This is a genomic window from Streptomyces sp. NBC_01546, assembly GCF_045208355.1.
Classification (GTDB): domain Bacteria; phylum Actinomycetota; class Actinomycetes; order Streptomycetales; family Streptomycetaceae; genus Streptomyces.
The window spans coordinates 4215399-4240062 of record NZ_CP109379.1; the positions used below are offsets into that span (position 1 = coordinate 4215399).

Consider the following 24664-nt stretch of genomic DNA (forward strand, 5'->3'; position numbering starts at 1 on the left):
CCGAAAGGGAAGAACCACTGGGGAGCTGCTCGGGCGAGTGGCGGAACGGCAGACGCGCTGGCTTCAGGTGCCAGTGTCCTTCGGGACGTGGGGGTTCAAATCCCCCCTCGCCCACATCGACGAAACGGTCGTCATCGCGAAAGCGGTGGCGGCCGTTTCGTGTTTCCGCATGTGCGGATCTCCGGTTTTTCGGATCTCCGGTTTTTCGGAGATCAACTGCCGTGCCCGGTGCGGGCCGTGTGGCCTCCGGACGGCCAAGGAGTGATCCAGGACACGTGGTTCGCGGTCGGCCGTCCGACTTTCGTCGCTCGGGGCGCGACGAAAGAGGGCGGCCGGTGGTGTGCCGGGGTGTCTAGGGTCGGTCGGGTGGATGCGAAGGCGATGACGCGTGCGGGCTGGGACTGGCTGAGGGGGCCGGAGCCCTGGACCCGGCGGATGCTCGTGGGTGACCTGGCGATCGCCGGGGTGCTGGCGCTGCTCGGTCTGGGCGTCGACGAGCTCGACAACGGGTCCGGGCGGCGGATGCTGGCGAGCGCCTTGGTCGTGATCGTGCTCACGCTGCTGCGGCGCAGGCTGCCGGCGGCGACGCTGGTGGTGGGTTCGGCGGTGAGCGTGTTCCTGCCCGGCTCGTTCCTGGTCACGTGTCTGCTGGGCTGGTCGGCGGGGCGCCGGATCGTCGGGGTGGGGCGCGCGGGGGCCGCCTTCACGCTGGCGTTCGTGGCGTCGGTCGGCCTCGGGGTGATCCACGAGTGGTCGCAGATGCGGCCGCTGCTGGTGATGGTGTTCTCCACGCTGATGTTCCTGGCGACGACGGTGATGCCGGGTCTGGCCAGCCGGTACTGGTCGCAGCGCCGGACGCTGCTGCGCGCGCTCCAGGAGCGCAACGGGCAGCTGATGCGCGAGCGGGCGATGGTCGCGGGGCAGGCGAGGCTGCGCGAGCGGCAGCGGATCGCGCAGGACATGCACGACAGCCTGGGCCACCAGCTGGCGCTGATCTCGGTGCACACCGGTGCGCTGGAGGTGGATCCGAAGCTCACCGACCGGCAGCGGGAGGCGGTGGGTGTGCTGCGGCAGGCCTCGGTGGCGGCGATGCACGAGCTGCGCGAGGTCGTCGGGATCCTGCGGGACGGGGTCGAGGCGCCCGTTCCGGTGGAGGAGGCGGCGCAGCCCGCGGCGCGAGGGGTGGCCGGGATCGCGGGGGTCGTGGAGGCGGCGCGGGGCGCGGGGACCGACGTACGGATGTCCACCTCGGGTCAGCCGCGGCCGCTGGTGGCTGCCTGCGACCACGCGGCGTACAGGATCGTGCAGGAGGCCCTGACGAACGCGTACAAGCACGCGCCGGGGGCGCCGATCACGGTGGAGCTGCGGTACGAGGACGATTCGCTGGTGGTGGAGATCGCCAACGGGCCGGCGGCCGGTCCGGGGGCCGGCGAGGTGGTGTCGGGCGGGCAGGGGCTGACGGGGCTGCGCGAGCGGGCGCGGCTGGTCGGCGGGATGGTGCACGCGGGCGGGACCGAGGGCGGCGGGTTCCGGGTGGCCGGGGTGCTGCCGTACGGGGCGGAGCCGGCCGGGGCGGGGGACGTGGCCGACGACTTCGGGCAGCAGGCGCAGGCGCGGGGGCTGCGGGGTGTGCCGCCGATGGACTGGGCGGCGGTGGACCGGGAGCTGGCCGTACCGGGGCGCAGCCGGACCGGCGGGTTCGCGCTGGGCTGCGGCATCGCCTTCGCGGCGGTGGTGCTGATGGTGATCGTGCTGGGGGCGGGGGTGCTGCTGGTGGTGGGCGCGATGGGCGACTCGATGGTCGACCGTGCCGTCTTCGACTCGGTGCGGGTGGGAGAGTCGGAGCAGGCTGTCCGGGACCGGCTGCCGTCCGGCGAGAATTTCCTGACGCCCGGGGCGGACCGCAAGGGGCCGCCGCGGCCGGAGGGTTCGGAGTGTCTGGCGGTGCTGGCGAAGGATCAGCCGTCGGCGCTGGGGACGGACATGATCTTCCGGTTCTGTTTCGAGGACGGCAAGCTCGTGGACAAGCAGGCTTACGAGGTCAAGCAGTAGGAGCACGGGTGACAGCCGAAGTGATCCGCGTGGTGATCGCAGACGACGAGCCGCTGATCCGGGCGGGGATCAGGATGATCCTGACCTCGGCGTCGGACATCGAGGTCGTGGCGGAGGCGGCGAACGGCAGGGAGGCGGTGGATCTGGCCCGCGCGCACGCGCCGGACGTGGTGCTGCTGGACATCCAGATGCCGGTGATGGACGGGCTGACCGCGCTGGGGGAGCTGGGGCGGGCCGCGCCGGAGGTGCGGGCGCTGATCCTGACCACCTTCGGGGAGAAGGAGAACGTGCTGCGGGCGCTGGGCCAGGGCGGTGCGGGGTTCCTGCTGAAGGACTCGGCGCCGGGCGAGCTGATCGGTGCCGTACGGGCGGCCGCGGCGGGCGACGCGTACCTGTCACCGGCGGCGACCCGGCACGTGGTCGACCAGCTGGCGTCGGGGAAGGCCGTCGTACGGGGCGAGGAGGCCCGGCGGCAGGTCGCGGAGCTGAGTGAACGCGAGCGCGGGGTGCTCGCGTTGTTGGGGGAGGGGCTGTCGAACGCGGACGCGGGGCGGCGGCTGCACATGAGCGAGGCGACGGTGAAGACGTATGTGAGCCGGATCCTGGCGAAGCTGGGCTGCGAGAACCGGGTTCAGGCGGCGTTGCTGGCCAGGGACGCCGGGCTGTAGATACCGTCAGCCCGTTCGAAGGCGATCAACGTACGGGTGGGGGCGGCGCAATGGCGGCGGTAGTGGGACAGCGGATCCCGGAGGTGGCGGGGTTCGCGCCGCGGGTGGCGGCGGGATCGCCGAAGCAGGACGGCAAGGCGCTGCGCCTGCGGGTGCCGCGGGCGGCGCACGCCGCCTTCGAGGCGCCGGCCGGCCGCCCGGACGCGGTGCGGGCGGTGGAGGAGTCCAATGCCGGCCGGGTCGCCGAGCTGACGCCGATACGGGTGGGCCGGATGGCGGCGAACCCGTTCGCGTTCCTGCGGGGCGCGGCCGGACTGATGGCCCACGACCTGTCGGGCGGGCCGGTGACCGGGGTCGGCGCGCAGATCTGCGGCGACGCGCACGCGGCGAACTTCGGGCTGTACGGGGACGCGCACGGCCGGCTGGTCATCGACCTGAACGACTTCGACGAGACCGTCTTCGGCCCGTGGGAGTGGGACGTGAAGCGGCTGGTGACCTCGCTGGTGCTGGCCGGGCGGGTGGCGGGCGCGGGCGAGGACACCTGCCGGCAGGCCGCACTGGACGCGGTGGGCGCCTACCGGCGGACCATGCGGCTGCTGTCCCGGCTGCCCGCCATGGAGGCGTGGAACGCCATCGCGGACGAGGAGCTGGTCTCGCACACCGATGCCCGGGATCTGCTGGGCACCCTGGAGCGGGTCGCGGAGAAGGCCCGCAACAACACCTCCGCGCGGTTCGCCGCGAAGTCGACGGAGGCCGGACCGGACGGCATCCGACGCTTCGTGGACGCGCTGCCCGTGCTGCGCCGGGTCGGGGACGGGGAGGCCGAGGCCGTGGCGGCCTCGCTGGGCCCGTACCTGCAGACCCTGCAGGGCGACCGGCTGCCGCTGATGGCCCGGTACGCGATCCACGACGTGGCCTTCCGCGTGGTGGGGACGGGCAGCGTCGGCACGCGTTCGTACGTGGTGCTGCTGCTGGACCACCGGGGCGAGCCGCTGGTGCTCCAGGTGAAGGAGGCGCGGCCCTCGGTGCTGCTGCCGCACCTGCCCGCGCTGGGCTTCGTCTCGCCGCCGGAGGAGCACGAGGGGCGCCGGGTGGTGGCCGGGCAGAAGCGGATGCAGGTGGTCTCGGACATCATGCTGGGCTGGACCACGGTGGAGGGGCGCCCCTTCCAGGTGCGCCAGTTCCGCAACCGCAAGGGCAGTGTGGATCCGGCGGCGCTGACCCCCGCCCAGCTCGACGACTACGGGCGGATGACCGGGGCGCTGCTGGCCCGGGCGCACGCGCACAGCGTCGATCCGCGGCTGCTCGCCGGGTACTGCGGAAAGAACGAGGAGCTGGACGAGGCGATGGCCGCCTTCGCGGTGGCCTACGCGGACCGGACCGAGGCCGACCACGCAGATCTGGTGGCGGCGGTGCGCACGGGGCGGATCGCGGCGGAGGCCGGGGTCTGAGGGCTTTCGCCCGGGGTCTGGGGCCTTTCGCCCGGCGTGGCGGGCCGTAGGCTGGCCGGGTGAGCGAGCAGACCGAACACACAGTCCCCGACGACGAACGACCCGAGGCGCGCCTGGAGCGGGCCGTGCGGGCCGCCGAGCAGGCGCTGATCGAGTTCGAGATCGCGGTGGAGACCTTCCGGGTCGAGGTGGAGAACTTCTCCCGCCTGCACCACCAGAAGCTCGGCCCGATGTATTCGCGGCTCGACGAACTCGACGCGTTGATCGCCGAGGCGAAGGCGGCCCGCACCGGGGACCCGGAGGACCTGAGGCGGGCGCGGGACGCGCGCTCGCTGGTCATGCCGATGCCCGGGGTGGACGAGCTGTTCCACGACTGGCTGGACTCGGACGGGATCTCCGACGACGCGGCCGCGATGCTCACCGAGCGGTCGGTGCGGCCGCCCGAGCGGGTGCGTCCCTCGGAGGAGGTGCGCCGCCTCTACCGCGAGCTGGTGCGCCGGGCCCATCCGGACCTCGCCCAGGACGAGGCCGAGCGGGAGCGCCGCGACGGCTTCATCGCGCGGGTCAACGCCGCGTACGGGCGGGGCGAGGAGCAGCTGCTGCGCGAGCTGGCCGAGGAGTGGGCGGCCGGTCCGGCGCCCGAGCGGGCGGAGCCGGAGGAGAGCGGGGAGCTGTACGCCCGGCTGGAGTGGCTGGCGCGCCGCAAGGAGCTGCTCTCGCTCGTGGCCAAGGAGCTGGAGGACAGTGCGATCGGGTCGATGCTGAGGATGGCTCCCGAGGACCCGGACCGGCTGCTGGAGGAGATCGCGGAGCAGCTGCTGGCGCAGGTCTCCGGGCGTGAGGCGGAGCTGGCGGCTGCGCTTGCCGCCTCGAACGCCGGCGGGGGCGAACCCGGCGTCGGCTAGGTTGGAATCACTGTTTGCGATGAGAGAAGGCGACGTATGAACTTCGGACCGCTTCCCTCGGTGGACGCCGCCGCGGTGCCCTCCGAAGGCTTTGTCCTGGACGTCCGCGAGGACGACGAATGGGCTGCCGGCCACGTCGAGGGTGCTCTGCACATTCCGATGAGCGACTTCGTGGCCCGCTTCGGCGAGCTGACCGAGGCCGTCGACGACGGTCGCCGGGTGTACGTGATGTGCCGGGTCGGCGGTCGTTCCGCGCAGGTGACCCAGTACCTGGTGCGCCAGGAGATCGACGCGGTGAACGTCGACGGCGGGATGCAGGCCTGGGAAGGTGCCGGGCGCCCGATGGTGACGGACAACGGGAACCCGGCCTTCGTGCTGTAGCTGTTCCTGTCAGGCGAGGGGGTGGGCGGCCAGCAGGTCGCCCAGGGCCTCCTCGTGCGCTGCGGCCGGGCCGAGCTGGAGCTCGAGCTGCTTGGCCCAGGCGTGGTAGCGGTGCAGCGGGTAGTCGGTGTCGGCGCCGAAGCCGCCGTGCAGGTGCTGGGCGGTCTGCACGCCCCGGCGTACGCCCTCCGAGGCCCAGATCTTGGCGACCGCGACGTCTCCGGAGCTCGGCAGCGGGCCGCCGGCGCCGCCGGTCGCGGCGTCGAGCCGCCAGGCGGCCTGCCAGAGGGTGACCTCCATGGCGCGCAGGTCGATGTAGCGGTCGGCGGCCTGGACGGCGACGGCCTGGAAGGTGGCCACCGGGAAGCCGAACTGTTCGCGCTTGCTCGTGTACTGGCTGGTCATGGTGAGGACGCCCTCGCCGAGGCCGAGGGCCAGGGCGCAGGTTCCGGTGGCGAGGAGCTGGCGCAGCCGTTCCCAGGCGTCCGGGGTATCGATGAGGTGTGTCGGGGCCACCCGTACGCCGTCCAGGGCGAGTTCGGCGAGGCGCTCCCCGGTGGTGGAGACCTGCTCGGCGAGGGCGAGGCCCTCGGCGGTGCGCGGGACGAGGGCGAGGACGGCCTCGCCCTCGCCGGTGTGGGCCGGTACGGCGATCCAGTCGGCGCTGTGTGCCCAGGGGACGGCGGTCTGCGTGCCGTCCAGGGTCCAGCCGTCTTCGTCGCGGCGGGCGGTGACGGCGAGTTCGGCCGGGTCGTGGCCGGAGCGGCCGTGGGCGGCGGCGGTCAGCACGAGGGTGCCGCGCCCGGCGCCGGGCAGCAGGGCGGCGGCCAGTTCGGGGCTGCCGTGGGCCTGTACGGCCATGGCGGTGGCGCAGTGTTCCAGCAGCGGCACCCGGGCCAGTACCTTCGCGGCCTCGCGCAGCACCAGGCACAGGGCGACGGTGTCGAGGCCGGCGCCGCCGTGCTCCTCGGCGAGGACCAGGCTCAGCAGGTCGGATCCGGCGAGCCTGGCCCACAGCGGGCGGTCGAAGTCGTCGGCGACGGCCCCGGGGGTGAGCGCGGGGCTGGGCACGCCGTCGGGTGCGACGTCCGCGAAGACGGCCTTCGCCGCCTCGACGGCCGCCTGCTGCTCCTCGGTGAAGGTGAAGTCCACTGCCTGTCCTCCCGCGCGCGTTCAGGTCTGACGGTGCGTCAAGATAGAACACGTTCTGGAAATTGGACAGAGGAACTTCCCCTAGCGGTCGAAGTCGATCTCCACTTCCTCCGTCACCGGGTGCGACTGGCAGGCCAGCACGAACCCGGCCTCCGTCTCCTCCGCCTCCAGCGCGAAGTTCCGGTCCATCCGGACCTCGCCCGTCACCAGGAACGCCCGGCAGGTGCCGCACACCCCGCCCTTGCAGGCGTACGGGGCGTCCGCGCGGTTGCGGAGCACCGCGTCCAGCAGGGATTCCCCGTCGCGCACCGGCCAGGTGCCGGAACGGCCGTCCAGGCGTGCGGTGACCCGCCCGTGGGAGGGGGTCGAGGCGGTGACGGCGCGGGCCGTCGCCGTGCTGTCCTCGACGTGGAAGATCTCCTCGTGCACCCGGGTCCGGGCGACGCCGAGCGCGCCCAGTGTCCGCTCTGCACCCTGCACCAGGCCGTACGGTCCGCACAGGAACCAGCCCGTCACCTCCGCCACCGGCAGCAGCGCGGGCAGCAGGGCGGCCAGCCGCTCCTCGTCCAGGCGTCCGGAGGGCAGTCCGGAATCCTGCTCCTCCCGGGAGAGGACCGTGACCAGCTGGAACCGCGCCGGATACCGGTCCTTGAGGTCGGCGACCTCCTCCAGGAACATCGTCGAAGCCGCCGTACGGTCGCTGCGCACGAGGCAGAAACGGGCGTCGGGGCGGGCGGCCAGCAGGCTCGCGGCGATCGACAGCACGGGGGTGATCCCGCTGCCGCCGACGATCGCGGCGTAGTGCCCGGCGGCCGGGGCGGCGGCCGGATCCAGGACGAACCGCCCGGCCGGGACCATCACGTCCAGCACGTCGCCGACGGCGATCTCCTTGTGCGCGAAGGTGGAGAACTCGCCGCCCTCCACCAGCCGCACGCCGACCCGCAGCTGGGCCGGGCCCGGGCCGTCGGGTGCCGGGGCGGGGGAGCAGATCGAGTAGGTGCGGCGGACCTCCGTACCGCCCTCGGGGGCGGTGCGGCGCAGGGTCAGGTGCTGGCCGGGGGCGTGGCGGTAGTCCTCGCGCAGTTCCTCGGGAACCCGCAGGGTCAGTGCCACCGAGTCGTCGGTGAGCCGTTCGACCGCAGCCACCGTCAGCGGGTGGAACGCGCCGTGGCGGGGTGCGGCCATCTACAGCTCCTTGAAGTGGTCGAACGGTTCGCGGCAGGCGGTGCAGCGGCGCAGCGCCTTGCAGGCGGTGGAGGAGAACCGGCTGAGCAGTTCGGTGTCGGTGGACCCGCAGTGCGGGCAGCGGACCGACAGGGTCAGCGGGACCGGCCCGCCGGCCGCGTGCGGGCGCGGCGGGGCGATGCCGAACTCGGCGAGCTTGCGGCGGCCCTCGGCGCTGATGTCGTCGGTCGACCAGGCGGGAGCCAGCACGGTTGTCACCCGCACCTCGGGTATCCCGTGGCCGGTCAGGACCCGCTCGATGTCGGCGGACATGGCCTCGATGGCCGGGCAGCCGGTGTAGGTGGGGGTGAGGGTGACCTCGGCGCGGCCGTCCTCGTCCACCCGCACCCCGCGCACCACGCCGAGCTCGCCCAGGGTGAGCACGGGCAGCTCGGGGTCCGGGACGGACCCGGCCAGCTCGGCCAGCTCCGCCTCCAGGCGCGTCGTACCGGCGTGGGCGGTCACCATGACGCCCCCGGGTGGCTGCGGTGCAGGTGCTGCATCTCGGCGAGCAGCAGGCCGAAGGGCTCGGTGTGCAGGCCCTGGCGCCCGGCTCCGGCCGCCCAGGCGCCGGTGCGCGGCCCCTCGGGCAGCGTGAGCCCGGCCCGCTCCAGTACGCCGGTCACGGCGGCCAGCCAGCGCCCTTCCAGGGCGGCCCAGTCCAGGCCGTCGAGGCCGTCCACCGGCTGGAACATCTCGCCGGTGTACTTCCACAGGGCGTCCAGGGCGGCGCGGATGCGCCTGCGGCTCTCCTCGGTGCCGTCGCCGAGCCGCAGGGTCCACTGCTCGGCGTGGTCGCGGTGGTACGCGGTCTCCTTGACGGCCTTGGCCGCCAGCGGCGCGAACGGGCCGTCCCCGCGCGCCAGCTCCCCGTAGAGCTCGTGCTGGTAGAAGGAGAAGAAGAGCTGGCGGGCGATGGTGTGGGCGAAGTCGCCGTTGGGCTGCTCGACCAGCTGGAGGTTGCGGAAGGAGCGCTCCTCGCGCAGGAACGCCAGCTCGTCCTCGTCACCGGCCATGGTCAGCAGGATGCGGGCCTGGCCGAGCAGGTCGAGGGCGATGTTCGCGAGCGCGACCTCCTCCTCCAGCACGGGGGCGTGCCCCGCCCATTCGCCGAGGCGGTGGGAGAGGATCAGGGCGTCGTCGCCGAGGGCGAGGGCCGCCGACGGCATGACATCGGTGCTGGTCACAGGTGGCTCACCCCCTCCGGGATGTCGTAGAAGGTCGGGTGCCGGTAGGGCTTGTCGGCGGACGGGGCGAAGAAGGGGTCGCGCTCGTCCGGCGAGGAGGCGGTGATCTCGGTGGAGGGCACCACCCAGATGGAGATGCCCTCACCGCGCCGGGTGTAGAGGTCGCGGGCGTTGCGCAGGGCCATCTCCGCGTCCGGGGCGTGCAGGCTTCCCGCGTGCGTGTGCGAGAGGCCGCGCCGCGAGCGCACGAACACCTCCCACAGGGGCCAGTTCTGCGTCATACCCGTGCCTCCTCGTTCTTTTCGGCGTGTGCCGCCTGCTTTTCCGCATACGCCGCGGCCGCGTCGCGCACCCAGGCGCCTTCCTCGTGTGCCGTGCGCCGCTGGCTGAGGCGCTGCTCGTTGCACGGGCCGTTGCCCTTGAGCACGTTCCAGAACTCCGCCCAGTCGATGGCGCCGAAGTCGTGGTGGCCGCGCTCCTCGTTCCACTTCAGGTCCGGGTCGGGCAGCGTCAGGCCCAGGGCCTCCGCCTGCGGGACGGCGATGTCCACGAACCGCTGGCGCAGCTCGTCGTTCGAGTGCCGCTTGATCCGCCAGGCCATCGACTGCGCCGAGTGAGCCGACTCGTCGTCCGGCGGGCCGAACATCATCAGCGAGGGCCACCACCAGCGGTCGACCGCGTCCTGGGCCATGGCGTGCTGCGCCTCGGTGCCCTTGGACAGGGTCATGAGGAGCTCGAAGCCCTGGCGCTGGTGGAAGGACTCCTCCTTGCAGATCCGGACCATGGCGCGGGCGTACGGGCCGTAGGAGCAGCGGCAGATCGGCACCTGGTTGGTGATCGCCGCGCCGTCCACCAGCCAGCCGATGGCGCCGACGTCCGCCCAGGTCAGGGTGGGGTAGTTGAAGATCGAGGAGTACTTCTGCTTCCCCGCGTGGAGCTTGTCGAGCAGCTCGTCGCGGCTCGTGCCCAGGGTCTCCGCGGCGCTGTAGAGGTACAGCCCGTGGCCGGCCTCGTCCTGCACCTTGGCCATCAGGATCGCCTTGCGGCGCAGCGAGGGCGCCCGCGTGATCCAGTTCGCCTCGGGCTGCATGCCGATGATCTCGGAGTGGGCGTGCTGGGCCATCTGACGCACCAGGGAGGCGCGGTATTCCTCGGGCATCCAGTCGCGCGGCTCCACGCGCTCCTCCGCCGCGACGGCCGCGTCGAACGCCGCCGCGAGCTGTGCGCCCAGGTCAGCATCCATGCCTGTGCCATCCGTCCCGTCTGTCCCGAGGGCCGTTTCCGGCCCCGTCTCCGGGGTCACTGCCACCATCGCGGTCCCCTGCCTGCGTGTGTCGGCCGACCGTCCGGCCAACCGACCGACCGATCGTTCGGTTCATCCTCTTCAATGGTGAGTCGGCGGCCCGTAGGGTGTCAACCTCTGAGGTCAACCCTGTGGATGCCGGACGATCGGGGCGGGATGGATTCGAACGAGCGGGAGCCCGCCGCGGGGGCCGCTCCCCCGCCCCCGCGGGCACCCGGAATCGCGGGTCTCTCCTCCCCCTACCGGGTGGTCGTCGCGCTGGCCCTCGGGGCCGTCGCCGTGGCCGCCTGCGGGCATCTCGCGTTCGTTTTCCTGCACGTCGCCCCGTCCAACACGGTCAGCAAGCAGCACGCGCGGACGGTGGACGACTGGATCTACCCCGAGTTCGAACAGAACTGGAAGCTCTTCGCGCCCAACCCGCTGCAGCAGAACATCGCGGTGGAGGTGCGCGCGCAGATACGTACGGCCGGCGGCGAGCTCGTCACCACCGACTGGCGCAACCTGAGCGCCGAGGACGGCGCGGCCATCCGGCACAGCCTGCTGCCGAGCCACACGGAGCAGAACGAGCTCCGCCGGGCCTGGGACTTCTTCACCGGCTCCCACGACGAGGAGAACAAGCCGAACGGCGAGCGCGGTGAGCTGTCCGAGCAGTACCTGCGGCGGATCGCGGTGAACCGGCTCGCCCCGGCCCACCCCGGCGGGCACATCCTGCGGATCCAGCTGCGCTCGGCGACGACGGCCGTGGCCGCGCCGAAGTGGAGCGACGAGACGACCGACACCGAGACGTACTACCGGGAGCTGCCGTGGTGGACGGTGTGAGAACCGCTCTGGCGGCCGCTCTGGCGAAGGTCACCGGGCAGGCCATGGGCCCGTACCAGAGCGCCGTGATCCGCATCGGCTTCGCCGGGACCTGGCTCTTCTTCCTGCTGCGCGAGTTCCCGCACCGCGGCGAGCTCTACGGGCCGGACGGGCCGTGGAGCTGGGCGCTGGCGGAACGGCTGACCGCCTCGAACGGGGCCTTCACGGTCCTGATGTGGTCCGACTCGAGGCTGTGGTTCGAGATCGTCTACGCGGTGGCCGTGCTGGCGAGCGTGGGGCTGCTGCTGGGCTGGCGGACACGGGCCACGTCCGTGCTGTTCATGGTCGGGGTGCTCTCGCTGCAGAACCGCAGCGTGTTCATGGGTGACGGCGGGGACAACGTCATCCACCTGATGGCGGTCTACCTGGTGCTGACCCGGTGCGCGCAGGTGTGGTCGCTGGACGCGCGGCGGTCCCGGCTGCGGGGCTCGGCTGCCGCGGGAGCCGCCGGGCCGGTGCTGTGGGCCGCGGCGGGTCTGGTGTTCGCGTACGGGGCGGTGACCGGGCGCTTCAGCGCGGGCTGGCTGTCGGCGTTCGCGGCGGTGTGGGTGGTCTGCGGGCTGTGGTGGCTGGTGGACCGGTACGAGGAGGACGGGGAGGGCCGGGCGGCCCTGGACGTGCTGGCCAACCTGCTGCACAACGCCGGGATGCTGGTGATCATGGCGGAGGTGTGCCTGATCTACGCGACGGCGGGCTGGTACAAGATCCAGGGATCGCGGTGGCAGGACGGGACGGCGCTGTACTACCCGCTCGGGCTGGACTACTTCACCCCGTGGCCGGGGCTGTCCGCGCTGCTCGCGAGCAGCGGGACGATGGTCATGCTGCTGTCCTACGGGACGGTGGCGGTGCAGGTGGCGTTTCCGTTCACGGTGTTCAACCGGCGGATCAAGAACGTGCTGCTGGCCGTGATGATGCTGGAGCATGCCGGGATCGCGGTGCTGCTGGGGCTGCCGTTCTTCTCCTTGGCGATGATCGCCGCCGACGCGGTCTTTCTGCCGACGGTGTTCCTGGTCTGGCTGGGAGCCAGGGTCGCCGCGCTGCGGCCCGCGCGGAGCGCGGCTGCGCCGGCCCCGGCCCCCGCGGAGCCGAGCCCGGCCCTCCCCGGCTGACCGGGGCGCGGGCCAGCGCCGCGCAGCGGTGCGGGCCGGGACCGTAGGGTTCGGAGACATGAGTGACGAGCAGAGCCCCGAAGAGGTCGTGCGGCAGTGGCGGGAAGCCGTCGGGCAGGACGGGCTCGTGCTGCTGGACGGGTTCCACGCGCTGAAGCACGCCCTGCGGTTCGGGGCCGAGGTGCGGATGGCCGTCGCCGAGGATCCCGGCGCCGTACGGGCGCTCGCCGGTGAGCTGGCTCCGGACGTCGAGGCCGACGTGGCCCGGCTCGTGCGGGCGGCGCCGCTGAAGGGGCTGCTGGCCCGCGTGCACCCCACCGGGGTCGCGGCCCTGGCCGTACGGCCCGACCGGGCGGCGGGCCTCGCGGCCCTGCGCCGGCTGCCGCGCCCCGCGCCCGTCGTCGTCCTCGACAACCCCCGCAACCTCGGCAACGTCGGAGCAGTCGTCCGCCTCGCCGCCGGCTTCGGCGCCACCGGCGTGGTCACCCGCGGCGACCTCGACCCCTGGCATCCGAACGTGGTCCGGGCCGGGGCCGGGCTGCACTACGCCACCACCGTCGAGCGCCTCGGGCTGGACGAACTGCCGCCCGGGCCGCTCTACGCGCTCGACCCGGAGGGTGAGGACATCCGCACCCTCACCCTCCCGGACGACGCGCTGCTCGCCTTCGGCTCGGAGCGCCACGGCATCTCACCCGAGCTGCGGCAACGAGCCGACCATCTGGTGTCCCTGCCGATGCGCCCGCAGGTCTCCAGCTACAACCTGGCGACCTCGGTTGCCATGACCCTCTTCCACTGGGGCGGACCGACCGCTGTCTAGCAGTTGATTCCCCAGAGGGAAGCGGTCTCGTTCGTCCTGATCTTGTGCCATCCGCTGTACCAGACCACCGGGTAGTTGTAGGCGCCCCCGTAGATCACGCCGCTGACCGAGCAGCCACCGGAGATGTACACGCCGTCGACATCGGTCCCGTTGCCGCCGAGGGACGTCCCGGACGGAACGTAGCGGGCGTTGGCCCAGCGGTCGTTGTCGTTGTTCCCCCATTCCAGGGTGGCGTACAGGCCGCGCCCGGTGGTGTTGTTCAGCGTTCCGCAGCCGTACCACTCGCACCCTCCCGTGATTCCCTCCGTCGCGGCGTTCGCGGACGGTGCCGTCGTCAGGAAAAGACCGGCGACCATGGCTGCGACAACGGTGACCGACCGCGCCGAGCGGCGCAGTTTGAGCAGAGACATTTCGGTTTCCCCTCCGTGGTGGTGCATTTCGCTTGGACACAGCCTGTGTCAATTCCCGGCGCCACCGCAACGGATTGGACTAGGCTGGGAGCCTGGGATGGTATGGCCATCTTGACCTGCGGAGATACCGCGCCCTGGGACGGATGTCCGGCGCGGAGGGGGGATCTGCCTTGGGTGAGTCGGATCGGCGGCGGTTCGCGGACCTGCTGACGGAATTGAAGGACCGGCGGGGGCTGAGCTTCGAGGCCCTGGCCCGCAAAGCGCATATGAGCCGCTCGTCGGTCCATCGCTATTGCCGGGGAATTATCGTTCCCGTGGAATTCGGTACGGCCGAACGCCTAGCCCGGATTTGCGGCGCGAGTTCCCGGGAATTGTCTGATCTGTATCGGTACTGGGCGGCCGCTTCCCTGTCGGCGCCCTCCTTATCCGCGACGGAAACGCCTCCGCCTCCGCCTCAGCCTCAGCCCCTGGCCCCGCTCCCGGTGCCGGCTCAGGCCGAGGCCCCCGAGCAGGAGTCCTCCGCGCGGAGCCGCCACCCCGGCCTGAGACCGGCCGTCATCTCCTTGGCGCTGCTCGTGCTCTGCGTGGTCGCGCTGGGCGGGTCCGGGCGGGTGCCCCGGCCGGTGCCGGCGACCGGGTCTTCCGGCCGCGGTCTGGCGGTCGACGCGTGGAGCCAGGCGCCGACCGCCGTGCCCGACCGGATGTTCGGGATGACGCTCAACTCCTCGACGGGTGCGATGCCGACCTTCCAGGTCGACACGGTCAGGCTGTGGGACAGCCGGACCCGGTGGTCGAACATCCAGTCGAAGCGTGGCGAGTTCGACTGGTCGATTCTCGACCGGCTCGTGGACGGCGCCAACCGGGCCGGGCTGCCCGTGCTGTTCACGATGGGGGGCACCCCCGCGTGGGCGAGTCCGAACGGTCCGCGCACGGCGTACGACGACGGTTCACGGACCAGCCCGCCCGATGACCTAGCGGACTGGAAGGCCTTCGTCGCGGCGGTGTCGGGACGCTATCGGGGGCGGATCGCGGCCTATGAGCTGTGGGTCATGGGCAACGACGCGCGGTACTTCAGCGGGAGCCCGGAGACCCTGGTCGAGATGACGCGTACCGCGAAGGCCGTCCTCGACGCCGCCGATCCCGACGCGACGGTGGTCTGCCCGTCCATGGGCCGGCTCTGGGAGGACGAGGGGCGGCAACTGCTGGAGCGCTTCGCGCGGTTGCGCGGCTACGACCACTGCGATGTGGCCGGGGTCAAGCTGTATCAACGCAGCGCGGAGGACCCGCCCGAGCAGATGCTGGGCCTGGCCGCGGAGATCGACCGCGCGTTTCACCGGGGTGGTGCACATCCCCCGGTGTGGAGTACGGGCACCACGTACGAGATTCCGCTCCAGAAGCCGCTCGACGAGCCGACGGCGTCGGCGTACGCGGTCCGGTTCTTTCTCGTCGGCCTGTACGCGCGCTACCAGCGCATGTACTTCTACAACTGGGGAGGCACCAAGATCCCCATCGTGATGCAGCCCGAGGGGCAGCCGCCGACGGCCGCGGCCCTGCACGTGGAGGAGGCGCGCCGCTGGGTGCACGGGGCGCGGATCCGCTCGTGCGGGAGCGGCCTGGCCGCCGGATTGCCGGAGGGCGTCTGGCAGTGCCGGCTCGACCGGGACGGCTCCGATGCGGCCATCCTCTGGAATCCCACCGGCACCGCCCGGGTGCCCGTGCCCCGCCAGGTGTCGCAGGTGCATCACCTGGACGGTTCGACTTCGGCCGTCCGTGCCGATCGGACGGCCGAAGTCGGCCCGCTACCCGTGCTGCTCGGCGATGTCCCCTAGGCCTGGCGGCGGACCTCCACCACGCGGAAGCGGTTGGAGACGAACGCGCCGTCGCACAGGGCCGCGTTGGCCGCCGGGTTGCCGCCCGAGCCGTGGAAGTCCGAGAACGCCGCGGTCTGGTTGACGTACACCCCGCCGGTCAGGTTCAGCGAGAGCTGCGCGGACTCCTCCAGGCAGACCTCCTCGATCGCCCGCTCGGTGTCCGCGGACGTCGTGTAGGCGCCCACCGTCATCGCGCCCTTCTCCCGCACCGTGCGGCGCAGCAGCTCCAGCGCGTCCGCCGTGGAGTCCACGGCCACCGCGAAGGAGACCGGGCCGAAGCACTCCGAGAGGTACGCCGCGTCCGGGTCGGGCTTGGACGCGTCCAGCTTCACCATCACCGGCGTGCGGACCACCGCGTCCGGGAACTCCGGGTTGACGACCTCGCGGGAGGCCAGCGCGACCTCGCCCAGTGAGGCCGCCGCCTCCAGCCTCGCCTTGACGTCCGGGTTGACCAGGGCGCCGAGCAGGGCGTTGGCCCGCGCGTCGTCACCCAGCAGGCCGCCGACCGAGGCGGCGAGATCGGCGACGACCTCGTCGTACGTCTTGTGCCCGGCGTCCGTGGCGATGCCGTCGCGCGGGATCAGCAGGTTCTGCGGGGTGGTGCACATCTGGCCGCTGTAGAGGGAAAGGGAGAACGCGAGGTTCGACAGCATGCCCTTGTAGTTGTCCGTGGAGTCCACGACCACCGTGTTGACGCCGGCCTTCTCGGTGTAGACCTGCGCCTGGCGGGCGTTGGCCTCCAGCCAGTCGCCGAACTCCGTCGACCCGGTGTAGTCGATCAGCTTGATCTCGGGGCGGAGCGCGAGGGTCTTGGCGATGCCCTCGCCCGGCCGCTCCACGGCCAGCGCCACCAGGTTCGGGTCGAAGCCGGCCTCGGCGAGGACCTCGCGGGCCACCTGGACCGTGAGTGCCAGCGGGAGGACGGCCCGCGGGTGCGGCTTGACCAGCACCGGGTTGCCGGTGGCCAGCGAGGCGAACAGGCCCGGGTAGCCGTTCCAGGTGGGGAAGGTGTTGCAGCCGATCATCAGGGAGATGCCGCGGGGGACCGCCGTGAAGGTCTTGCCGAGCTCCAGCGGGTCCCGCTTGCCCTGCGGCTTCGACCAGTCGGCCTGCCCGGGGACCCGGGTCTGCTCCTCGTACGCGTAGGCCACCGCCTCCAGGCCGCGGTCCTGCGCGTGCGGTCCGCCCGCCTGGAACGCCATCATGAACGCCTGGCCGCTGGTGTGCATGACCGCGTGCGCGAACTCGTGCGTCCGGGCGCCGATCCGCGACAGGATCTCGATGCAGACCACGGCGCGGGCCTCCGGTCCGGCGTCCCGCCAGGCGGCCATGCCGGCCTTCATCGCGGGCAGCAGCACGTCCGGGTCCACGTGCGGGTACTCGACGCCCAGCTCCGGGCCGTACGGGGACACCTCGGCGCCCGTCCAGCCGTCGGTGCCGGGCTGCCCCAGGTCCAGCCGGGTGCCGCGGACGGCCTCGAAGGCGGCGAGCCCGTCGGCCGGCGCGGTCTCGCCGTACGCCTTGGGGTGCTCGGGATGCGGGGACCAGTAGGCACGGCTGCGGATCACCGACAGGGCCTGGTCCAGGGTGGGCCGGTGCTTGGCGGACAGCTGGGGGACGGTGAGCTCGGCGGCCATCAGGGACCAACTCCTCGTTGAGCCGGGCGAAGAACAGCAGACTGGAGTTAGAGTAACCGAACGATCGGTCGGGACAAGAGGGCCCGGCAGACCTGTGGATAAGTCGGTGCGGGAGGATCAGGACATGACAGCAATCGAGCGGTCCCGCACTGTGGCGGTCATCGGCGCGGGCACCATGGGCCAGGGCATCGCCCAGGTCGCCCTTCTCGCAGGTCACCGCGTGCTGATCTACGACATCGACGCGGCCCTGGCCGCCGACGGCGTCGGCTTCGTGCAGGACCGTGTCGAGCGGATGGCCGCCAAGGGCCGCCTCGATCGCGCCGAGGCCGAGGACGCGATCGGCCGAATCGCTTCGGCAGGTGTCCTCGCGGACCTCGCCGGGGCCGCCCTCGTCATCGAGGCCGTGGTCGAGAACGTCACGGTCAAGCAGGCGCTCTTCGCCGCACTCGAAGAGGTGGTTTCGCCGGACGCGCTGCTGGCCACCAACACCTCCTCGCTCTCCGTCACCGAGCTCGCCGCCGGTCTCGCGCACCCCGGCCGCTTCCTCGGCCTGCACTTCTTCAACCCGGCCCCGCTGCTCCCCCTCGTCGAGGTGATCAGCGGTTTCGCGACCGACCCGGCCGCCGCCGAGCGCGCGTACCGCACGATCCTCGGCTGGGGGAAGACGCCGGTCCGCTGCGCCGACACCCCCGGCTTCATCGTCAACCGGATCGCCCGCCCCTTCTACGCCGAAGCCTTCTCGGTGTACGAGGAGCAGGGCGCCGACCCGGCCACCATCGACGCCGTGCTCCGCGAGAGCGGCGGCTTCAAGATGGGCCCGTTCCAGCTGACCGACCTGATCGGCCAGGACGTCAACGAGGCCGTGACCCGCTCGGTGTGGGAGTCCTTCTTCCGCAGCCCCAAGTTCACCCCCTCCCTCGCGCAGCGTCGGCTGGTCCAGTCGGGCCGCCTCGGCCGCAAGTCGGGGCACGGCTGGTTCCCGTACGGCCCGGACGCCGTGCTCCCGGAGCCGCACACCGCCGCCCCCGAGGACGCCCCGGCCAAGGTCACCGTGGTCGGCGACCTCGGGCCCGCGGCCGAGCTGGCCGACCTGCTGGAGGAGGCCGGGATCGCGGTCACCGCCGCCGGGCACGGGGGCCCGTACATCCAGCTGCCCGGCGAGGGCCAGCTGGTGCTCGCGGACGGGAAGACCTCCGTCGAGTTCGCGGACGTCGTCTACTTCGACCTCGCTTTCGACTACCGGGGGGCCACCCGGATCGCGCTCTCCGCCAGCGAGGACACGAGCGAGCGGACCCTCGCCGAGGCCGTCGGCCTGTTCCAGAAGCTGGGCAAGAAGGTCTCCGTCATCGGCGACGTCCCCGGCATGATCGTCGCCCGGACGGTCGCGATGCTGATCGACCTCACGGCCGACGCGGTCGCGCGCGGCGTGGCCTCCGCCGAAGACATCGACACGGCGATGCGGCTCGGCGTCAACTACCCGCTGGGACCGGCCGAATGGCACGACCGGCTGGGCCGGGACTGGGCCTACGACCTGCTCCACCACCTCGACGAGCGCTGTCCCGGCGGGCGGTACGCGCCCTCGCTGGCGCTGTTCAGGCTGGGTTACGCCGCAGGGGAAGAAGAAGACGAGACGGGGGAGAGCGAATGACGACGGCGAAGCGGGACACCTACACCCCCGAGACGCTCCTGTCGGTCGCCGTCCAGGTCTTCAACGAGCGCGGCTACGACGGCACCTCGATGGAGCACCTGTCCAAGGCCGCCGGCATCTCGAAGTCCTCGATCTACCACCACGTGGCGGGCAAGGAGGAGCTGCTGCGCCGGGCCGTGAGCCGCGCCCTCGACGGGCTCTTCGCCGTCCTGGAGGAGCCGGGCGCGGTACGGGGGCGGGCGGTCGAGCGCGTCGAGTACGTCACGCGCCGCACGGTGGAGGTGCTCGTCGGCGAGCTGCCGTACGTGACCCTGCTGCTGCGCGTGCGCGGAAACACCCGCACCGAGCGCTGGGCCCTGGAACGCCGCCGCGAGTTCGACCACCAGGTCGCGGAGCTCCTCAAGGCCGCCGCCGACGACGGTGACCTGCGGGCGGACGTGGACATCCGGCTCGCCACCCGCCTTCTCTTCGGCATGGTGAACTCCCTGGTCGAGTGGTACCGCCCGCACCCCGGGACGGGCCCCGACCAGCTCGCGGACGCGGTGGTGCACATGGCCCTCGACGGCCTGCGGACGGTCCGCTGACCCCCGTCGGGTGGACGTGAGACGTACGGCGCCCCGGGACGGCCTCCAGGCCCTTCCCGGGGCGCTGTCACACGTGCGGCCTACTCCTCGGCGAGTGCCGGGGGCCCGGACGGGCCCGGGCCCGGGTCCAGGAGATCCGTTTCCTCGAACACCAGCAGGGTGCGCGTGGACAGCACCTCCGGGATGGACTGGAGGCGGGTCAGTACCAGTTCGCGCAGGGTGCGGTTGTCCGGGGTGTGCACCAGCAGCAGGACGTCGAAGTCTCCGCTGACCAGGGCGATGTGCGCGGCTCCCGGGAGCTCGCGGAGCTTCTCGCGGACCGTCCGCCAGGAGTTCTGGACGATCTTCAGCGTGATGTAGGCGGAGGCGCCCTGGCCTGCCCGTTCGTGGTTGACGCGGGCCGTGAAGCCCCGGATCACCCCGTCGTCTATGAGCCGGTTGATGCGGGCGTAGGCGTTGGCGCGGGACACGTGGACCTGTTCGGCGACCGACCGTATGGACGCGCGGCCGTCCGCCTGGAGCAGCCGCATGATCGACCGGTCGATCGGGTCCAGGGGGCGGGGCGGAACGGAAGGTGCCGGTGCCGGCGGATTGATCTGCCCAGGGGTGCCCCCCGGGGGAACCGGTCCGGAACCCGCTCCGGCCATTTGTTCATCCGGCATTGCCCGATGCCTCCCTCTCCTGGACGTCCTGCATCCATACCAGGGCCCCGGCGCCAGTTTGTCCACAGCCTGGAGCCGCCTGTAGCCAAATTGCGCGGACAACCGAACAATCGGTAGGTGAGGCGCCTCACATTCCCCCAGCTACCGCTGGGGGTACCCCCAGAGCGTCCAATCGACTTCCCACGAGGAGGTGTACGCCGCCATGACGGTCCAAGAGCTGCCCGGTGCCGGTGCATCCCACCGTCCCACCCCGCCGCCCGCCTGGAGGCCCCGTACGGACGCCGCGCCGCTGCTGCCGGACGCCGAGCCCTACCGGGTTCTCGGCACGCCGGCGGCCGACCGGCTCGACCCCGCGCTGATGCGCCGCTGCTACGCCGAGCTGGTGCGCGGCCGCCGCTACAACGCGCAGGCCACCGCGCTGACCAAGCAGGGGCGGCTCGCCGTCTACCCGTCCACCGTGGGCCAGGAGGCCTGCGAGATCGCGGCGGCGCTGGTCCTCGAGGAGCAGGACTGGCTCTTCCCGAGCTACCGCGACACCCTCGCGGCCGTGGCGCGCGGCCTGGACCCCGTGCAGGCGCTGACCCTGCTGCGCGGCGACTGGCACACCGGATACGACCCGCGCGAGCACCGGATTGCCCCGCTGTCCACCCCGCTCGCCACCCAGCTGCCGCACGCGGTGGGGCTGGCGCACGCCGCCCGGTTGCGCGGCGACGACGTCGTGGCCCTGGCCATGGTCGGCGACGGCGGCACCAGCGAGGGCGACTTCCACGAGGCCCTGAACTTCGCCGCCGTCTGGCAGGCGCCGGTGGTCTTCCTCGTGCAGAACAACGGCTTCGCGATATCCGTCCCGCTCGCCAAGCAGACCGCCGCCCCGACGCTGGCCCACAAGGCCGTGGGCTACGGGATGCCCGGCCGGCTGGTCGACGGCAACGACATCGCGGCGATGCACGAGGTGCTGACCGAGGCCGTCCGGCGGGCCCGGGCCGGCGGCGGTCCGACCCTGATCGAGGCCGTCACGTACCGGATGGAGGCCCACACGAACGCCGACGACGCCACCCGCTACCGCGGCGACGCCGAGGTCGAGGCCTGGAAGGCGCACGACCCGGTCGAGCTGCTGGAGCGCGAGCTGACCGCGCGCGGGATCCTCGACGAGGCGGGCATCCAGGAGGCGCGCGACGAGGCCGAGACGATGGCCGCTTCGCTCCGCGAGGGGATGAACGCGGATCCGGTGCTGGACCCGATGGACCTCTTCGCGCACGTGTACGCGGAGCAGACCGGCCGGCTGCGCGAGCAGGCGGCCCTGTTGCGCGCCGAGCTGGACGCGGAGGGAGACGCATGACCACGGTGGCGGAGAAGTCGGCCAGGGCGGCGGGCAAGCCCGCGACGATGGCCCAGGCCCTGACGCGCGCGATGCGCGACGCGATGGCCGAGGACCCCACGGTCCACGTCATGGGCGAGGACGTCGGGGCCCTGGGCGGGGTCTTCCGGATCACGGACGGGCTGGCGAAGGAGTTCGGCGAGGACCGCTGTACGGACACCCCCCTCGCGGAGGCCGGGATCCTGGGCGCGGCGGTCGGCATGGCCATGTACGGGCTGCGGCCGGTCGTGGAGATGCAGTTCGACGCGTTCGCGTACCCGGCCTTCGAGCAGCTGATCTCGCACGTGGCCAAAATGCGCAACCGCACGCGGGGCGCGATGCCGCTGCCGATCACCATCCGGGTGCCGTACGGCGGCGGGATCGGCGGGGTGGAGCACCACTGCGACTCCTCCGAGGCGTACTACCTGGCGACGCCCGGCCTGCACGTGGTGACCCCGGCGACGGTCGAGGACGCGTACGGGCTGCTGCGCGCGTCCATCGCGAGCGACGACCCGGTGGTCTTCCTGGAGCCCAAGCGGCTCTACTGGTCGAAGGCCGACTGGTCGCCGCAGGCTCCGGCGGCGGTGCCGGGGATCGGCAAGGCCCTGGTCCGGCGGGCGGGCACGAGCGCGACGCTGATCACGTACGGGCCTTCGCTGCCGGTGTGCCTGGAGGCGGCCGAGGCGGCGCGCGAGGAGGGCTGGGACCTGGAGGTCGTGGACCTGCGCTCGCTGGTCCCGTTCGACGAGGACACCGTCGTGGAGTCCGTACGCCGGACCGGGCGCGCGGTGGTCGTCCACGAGGCCGCCGGCTTCGGCGGACCGGGCGCCGAGATCGCCGCCCGGGTGACGGAGCGCTGCTTCCACCACCTGGAGGCGCCGGTGCTGCGGGTGACGGGCTTCGACATCCCGTACCCGCCGCCGATGCTGGAGAAGTACCACCTGCCCGGTGTGGACCGGATCCTGGACACCGTGGCCCGCCTGCAGTGGGAGAACTGATGCCGCAGGTCATGGAATTCAAGCTGCCCGACCTCGGTGAGGGCCTGACCGAGGCCGAGATCGTGCGCTGGCTGGTGGCGGTGGGCGATGTCGTCGCCATCGACCAGCCGGTCGTCGAGGTCGAGACGGCCAAGGCGATGGTGGAGGTGCCCTGCCCGTACGGAGGTGTGGTCACCGCCCGCTTCGGCGAGGAGGGGCAGGAGCTTCCGGTCGGGGCCCCGCTGATCACCGTGGCGGTGGGGGCGGAGGCGCTCCCGGAGGCCCCGGCGGCCGAAGCCGAAGGCTCCGGCAACGTGCCCCGGCCCCTGATCGGCTACGGCACGGACCACTCGCGCCCGGCGCGTCGGCGACGGGTGCGACCCGTCACCGCCGAGGTCTCGGCGCCGACCGCAGCGCCGGTCACCGTGCCGGTCCCCGTGCCGGCCGCGGCACCCGCCGCGGCCGGTCCGGCCGGTCCGGTCCCCGTGATCTCGCCGCTGGTGCGGAAGCTGGCCAAGGACCACGGGGTCGACCTGCGCGCGCTGCGCGGGTCGGGTCCGGAAGGGCTGATCCTGCGGGCGGACGTCGAGGCGGCGCTGTCGGCGCTGCGCGCGCCGGAACCCGTGGCGGCCCCTGCCGCATCCGTGGCGCAGGGCGAGCGGATCCCGCTCAAGGGGGTGCGCGGGGCGGTCGCCGAGAAGCTGTCGCGCAGCCGCCGGGAGATTCCGGACGCGACCTGCTGGGTCGACGCGGACGCCACCGAGCTGATGGCGGCCCGGGCGGCGATGAACGCCGCGGGCGGTCCCAAGATCTCGGTGCTCGCCCTGCTGGCGCGGATCTGCACGGCCGCACTGGCCCGCTACCCGGAGCTCAACTCCACCGTGGACCTCGAGGCGAAGGAGATCGTCCGGCTGCCGGCCGTGCACCTGGGCTTCGCCGCGCAGACCGAGCGGGGCCTGATGGTCCCGGTGGTCCGGGACGCGCAGAGCCGCAACCCGGAGTCGCTGTCGGCGGAGTTCGCCCGGCTGACGGAGCTGGCGCGGGCCGGGAAGCTGACGCCGGCGGACCTGACGGGCGGGACCTTCACCCTGAACAACTACGGGGTGTTCGGGGTCGACGGCTCCACGCCGATCATCAACCACCCCGAGGCGGCGATGCTCGGCGTCGGCCGGATCATCCCCAAGCCGTGGGTGCACGGCGGGGAGCTGGCCGTGCGGCAGGTCGTCCAGCTGTCGCTGACGTTCGACCACCGGGTCTGCGACGGCGGCACGGCGGGCGGCTTCCTCCGCTACGTCGCCGACTGCGTCGAATCCCCGGCGGTCCTGCTGCGCAGCCTGTAGCCGTCCGGCGGGGCGGGGGTGGGTGCGGGTTCCGCTGCGCGGAGCCTCACCCACCCCGTCGGCCTGCCTGGACGGGCCCCCGCCGCGCTCAGACCGTGAGCAGGAGTTTGCCCACGTGGCTGCCGGACTCCATGACCCGGTGGGCCTCTGCGGCCTCCGCGATCGGGAACGTCGCGTGCACCACCGGGCGCACCCGGCTCGCCGACACGAGCGGCCACACGTGCTCCCGTACCGCCGCCACGATCGCGGCCTTCTCCTCCAGCGGGCGCGCCCGCAGGGAGGTGGCGGTGATCGCGGCCCGCTTGGACAGCAGCGCGCCGAGGTTCAGTTCGGCCTTCACCCCGCCCTGGAGTCCGATGATCGCCAGGCGGCCGTTCACGGCGAGGGCCTCCACGTTCCGGGACAGGTACTTCGCGCCCATGATGTCCAGGATCACGTCCGCCCCGGCCCCGCCCGTCGCCGCCCGCAGCTCCGCCACGAAGTCCTGCTCGCGGTAGTCGATCAGGATGTCGGCGCCGAGCTCCTTGCAGCGCGCCAGCTTCTCCGGGCCGCCGGCCGTCACCGCGACCGTCGCGCCCACCGCCTTCGCCAGCTGGATCGCCATCGTCCCGATCCCGCTGGCCCCGCCGTGCACCAGCAGGGTCTCGCCGGGGCGCAGGCCCGCCACCATGAACACGTTGGACCACACGGTCGCGACGACCTCGGGCAGCGCGGCCGCCGTCACCAGGTCCACGCCCGCCGGGACCGGCAGCAGCTGGCCCATCGGGACGGCCACCTTCTGCGCGTAGCCGCCGCCCGCCAGCAGGGCGCACACCTCGTCGCCCACCGACCAGCCGGACACCCCCGGCCCCATCGCGGAGATCCGCCCGGAGCACTCCAGGCCGGGGTGGCGCGAGGCGCCGGGCGGGGGATCGTAGAACCCCTGGCGCTGGAGGACGTCGGCGCGGTTCACGGCGCTCGCCGCGACCTCGACGAGGACCTCGCCCTCGCCCGCCACCGGATCGGGTACGTCGCTCCAGATGAGGGCCTCGGGACCGCCGGGCTGCTCGATGGTGATCGCATGCATGGCCC

Annotated in this window: 24 protein-coding genes and 1 tRNA gene; 15 read left to right on the forward strand and 10 right to left on the reverse strand. The window is 72.6% G+C overall.

Translation table 11 applies throughout. From position 1 onward, the window contains the following. Positions 1–31 precede the first annotated feature (31 nt). The 6 genes from OHA89_RS19275 to OHA89_RS19300 all read left to right on the forward strand — a co-directional run bounded on the left by OHA89_RS19275 (position 32) and on the right by OHA89_RS19300 (position 5457). Positions 32–114: transfer RNA gene (locus OHA89_RS19275), tRNA-Leu, on the forward strand. 252 nt (positions 115–366) lie between these two features. Then, complete coding sequence (locus tag OHA89_RS19280) at positions 367–2052, forward strand: sensor histidine kinase (RefSeq protein WP_266608942.1); 1686 nt, start codon at positions 367–369, stop codon at positions 2050–2052. Between the two features lie 8 nt (positions 2053–2060). After that, positions 2061–2720 (forward strand): response regulator transcription factor, encoded by a 660-nt coding sequence (locus OHA89_RS19285; protein WP_308296702.1) that lies wholly within the window; start codon positions 2061–2063, stop codon positions 2718–2720. A 50-nt stretch (positions 2721–2770) separates the two neighbouring features. After that, positions 2771–4171, forward strand: coding sequence for a DUF2252 domain-containing protein (locus OHA89_RS19290; RefSeq protein WP_266608943.1), 1401 nt, complete (start codon positions 2771–2773; stop codon positions 4169–4171). Between the two features lie 59 nt (positions 4172–4230). Then, positions 4231–5076: a J domain-containing protein gene (locus tag OHA89_RS19295; RefSeq protein ID WP_215145021.1), complete on the forward strand. Its 846-nt coding sequence runs from the start codon at positions 4231–4233 to the stop codon at positions 5074–5076. 36 nt (positions 5077–5112) lie between these two features. After that, positions 5113–5457, forward strand: coding sequence for a rhodanese-like domain-containing protein (locus OHA89_RS19300; RefSeq protein WP_266608944.1), 345 nt, complete (start codon positions 5113–5115; stop codon positions 5455–5457). Positions 5458–5466: 9 nt separating this feature from the next. Here OHA89_RS19300 and OHA89_RS19305 read toward each other — a convergent pair whose 3' ends face one another. The 6 genes from OHA89_RS19305 to paaA form a co-directional block, all read right to left on the reverse strand. Next, positions 5467–6609: an acyl-CoA dehydrogenase family protein gene (locus OHA89_RS19305; RefSeq protein ID WP_406366702.1), complete on the reverse strand. Its 1143-nt coding sequence runs from the start codon at positions 6607–6609 to the stop codon at positions 5467–5469. Positions 6610–6690: 81 nt separating this feature from the next. Further along, on the reverse strand, positions 6691–7794 hold the full coding sequence (locus tag OHA89_RS19310) for a 2Fe-2S iron-sulfur cluster-binding protein (protein WP_257555425.1): 1104 nt from the start codon (positions 7792–7794) through the stop codon (positions 6691–6693). Further along, positions 7795–8301 (reverse strand): 1,2-phenylacetyl-CoA epoxidase subunit PaaD, encoded by a 507-nt coding sequence (gene paaD, locus OHA89_RS19315; protein ID WP_215145026.1) that lies wholly within the window; start codon positions 8299–8301, stop codon positions 7795–7797. Further along, positions 8295–9002, reverse strand: a complete 708-nt coding sequence (gene paaC / locus OHA89_RS19320; RefSeq protein ID WP_215145081.1) for a 1,2-phenylacetyl-CoA epoxidase subunit PaaC — start codon at positions 9000–9002, stop codon at positions 8295–8297. The genes paaD and paaC overlap by 7 nt, the downstream gene beginning before the upstream one ends. A gap of 14 nt (positions 9003–9016) precedes the next feature. Next, on the reverse strand, positions 9017–9301 hold the full coding sequence (gene paaB / locus OHA89_RS19325; protein WP_030009045.1) for a 1,2-phenylacetyl-CoA epoxidase subunit PaaB: 285 nt from the start codon (positions 9299–9301) through the stop codon (positions 9017–9019). Further along, entirely contained in the window at positions 9298–10332 is a 1035-nt protein-coding gene (gene paaA, locus OHA89_RS19330) for a 1,2-phenylacetyl-CoA epoxidase subunit PaaA (protein WP_374199283.1), read from the reverse strand. The genes paaB and paaA overlap by 4 nt, the downstream gene beginning before the upstream one ends. 147 nt (positions 10333–10479) lie before the next feature. Between paaA and OHA89_RS19335 the strand changes: the two genes are divergently transcribed. From OHA89_RS19335 to OHA89_RS19345, 3 genes are read left to right on the forward strand one after another with little or no spacing between them, the layout of a single operon-like run. After that, complete coding sequence (locus OHA89_RS19335) at positions 10480–11142, forward strand: DUF5819 family protein (protein WP_257555429.1); 663 nt, start codon at positions 10480–10482, stop codon at positions 11140–11142. Positions 11143–11186: 44 nt separating this feature from the next. After that, on the forward strand, positions 11187–12290 hold the full coding sequence (locus OHA89_RS19340; protein ID WP_266612329.1) for an HTTM domain-containing protein: 1104 nt from the start codon (positions 11187–11189) through the stop codon (positions 12288–12290). 58 nt (positions 12291–12348) lie between these two features. Beyond that, entirely contained in the window at positions 12349–13107 is a 759-nt protein-coding gene (locus tag OHA89_RS19345; protein WP_266608945.1) for an RNA methyltransferase, read from the forward strand. Here the strand turns inward: OHA89_RS19345 and OHA89_RS19350 are convergent. Then, positions 13104–13517, reverse strand: a complete 414-nt coding sequence (locus OHA89_RS19350; protein ID WP_266608946.1) for a hypothetical protein — start codon at positions 13515–13517, stop codon at positions 13104–13106. The two genes, OHA89_RS19345 and OHA89_RS19350, sit on opposite strands and share 4 nt — an antisense overlap. A gap of 143 nt (positions 13518–13660) precedes the next feature. Between OHA89_RS19350 and OHA89_RS19355 the strand changes: the two genes are divergently transcribed. Further along, positions 13661–15346, forward strand: a complete 1686-nt coding sequence (locus OHA89_RS19355) for a helix-turn-helix domain-containing protein (RefSeq protein WP_406366703.1) — start codon at positions 13661–13663, stop codon at positions 15344–15346. Here the strand turns inward: OHA89_RS19355 and paaN are convergent. Then, complete coding sequence (gene paaN / locus OHA89_RS19360) at positions 15343–17025, reverse strand: phenylacetic acid degradation protein PaaN (protein ID WP_257555435.1); 1683 nt, start codon at positions 17023–17025, stop codon at positions 15343–15345. The genes OHA89_RS19355 and paaN overlap by 4 nt on opposite strands. Before the next feature lie 124 nt (positions 17026–17149). On the opposite strand from paaN, the gene OHA89_RS19365 reads away from it, so the two are divergent. Both OHA89_RS19365 and OHA89_RS19370 read left to right on the forward strand, forming a co-directional pair. After that, positions 17150–18673, forward strand: coding sequence for a 3-hydroxyacyl-CoA dehydrogenase (locus OHA89_RS19365; protein WP_266608948.1), 1524 nt, complete (start codon positions 17150–17152; stop codon positions 18671–18673). Further along, on the forward strand, positions 18670–19257 hold the full coding sequence (locus tag OHA89_RS19370) for a TetR/AcrR family transcriptional regulator (protein ID WP_215145042.1): 588 nt from the start codon (positions 18670–18672) through the stop codon (positions 19255–19257). The genes OHA89_RS19365 and OHA89_RS19370 overlap by 4 nt, the downstream gene beginning before the upstream one ends. Before the next feature lie 80 nt (positions 19258–19337). On the opposite strand, the gene OHA89_RS19375 is transcribed toward OHA89_RS19370, so the two are convergent. After that, entirely contained in the window at positions 19338–19919 is a 582-nt protein-coding gene (locus OHA89_RS19375) for an Lrp/AsnC family transcriptional regulator (protein WP_266608949.1), read from the reverse strand. Positions 19920–20121: 202 nt separating this feature from the next. Here OHA89_RS19375 and pdhA point away from each other — a divergent pair, with 202 nt between their 5' ends. The 3 genes from pdhA to OHA89_RS19390 are packed head-to-tail and all read left to right on the forward strand — an operon-like array spanning position 20122 to position 23593. Beyond that, entirely contained in the window at positions 20122–21258 is a 1137-nt protein-coding gene (gene pdhA, locus OHA89_RS19380) for a pyruvate dehydrogenase (acetyl-transferring) E1 component subunit alpha (protein WP_257555439.1), read from the forward strand. Next, positions 21255–22274, forward strand: a complete 1020-nt coding sequence (locus OHA89_RS19385; protein WP_257555441.1) for an alpha-ketoacid dehydrogenase subunit beta — start codon at positions 21255–21257, stop codon at positions 22272–22274. The genes pdhA and OHA89_RS19385 overlap by 4 nt, the downstream gene beginning before the upstream one ends. After that, positions 22274–23593, forward strand: coding sequence for a dihydrolipoamide acetyltransferase family protein (locus OHA89_RS19390; RefSeq protein WP_406366705.1), 1320 nt, complete (start codon positions 22274–22276; stop codon positions 23591–23593). The genes OHA89_RS19385 and OHA89_RS19390 overlap by 1 nt, the downstream gene beginning before the upstream one ends. 88 nt (positions 23594–23681) lie before the next feature. Here the strand turns inward: OHA89_RS19390 and OHA89_RS19395 are convergent, their stop codons facing one another. Then, positions 23682–24659 carry an NAD(P)H-quinone oxidoreductase gene (locus tag OHA89_RS19395; protein ID WP_406366707.1) on the reverse strand — a complete coding sequence of 326 codons (978 nt, stop codon included), beginning with the start codon at positions 24657–24659 and terminating at the stop codon, positions 23682–23684. Between the last annotated feature and the right edge of the window lie 5 nt (positions 24660–24664).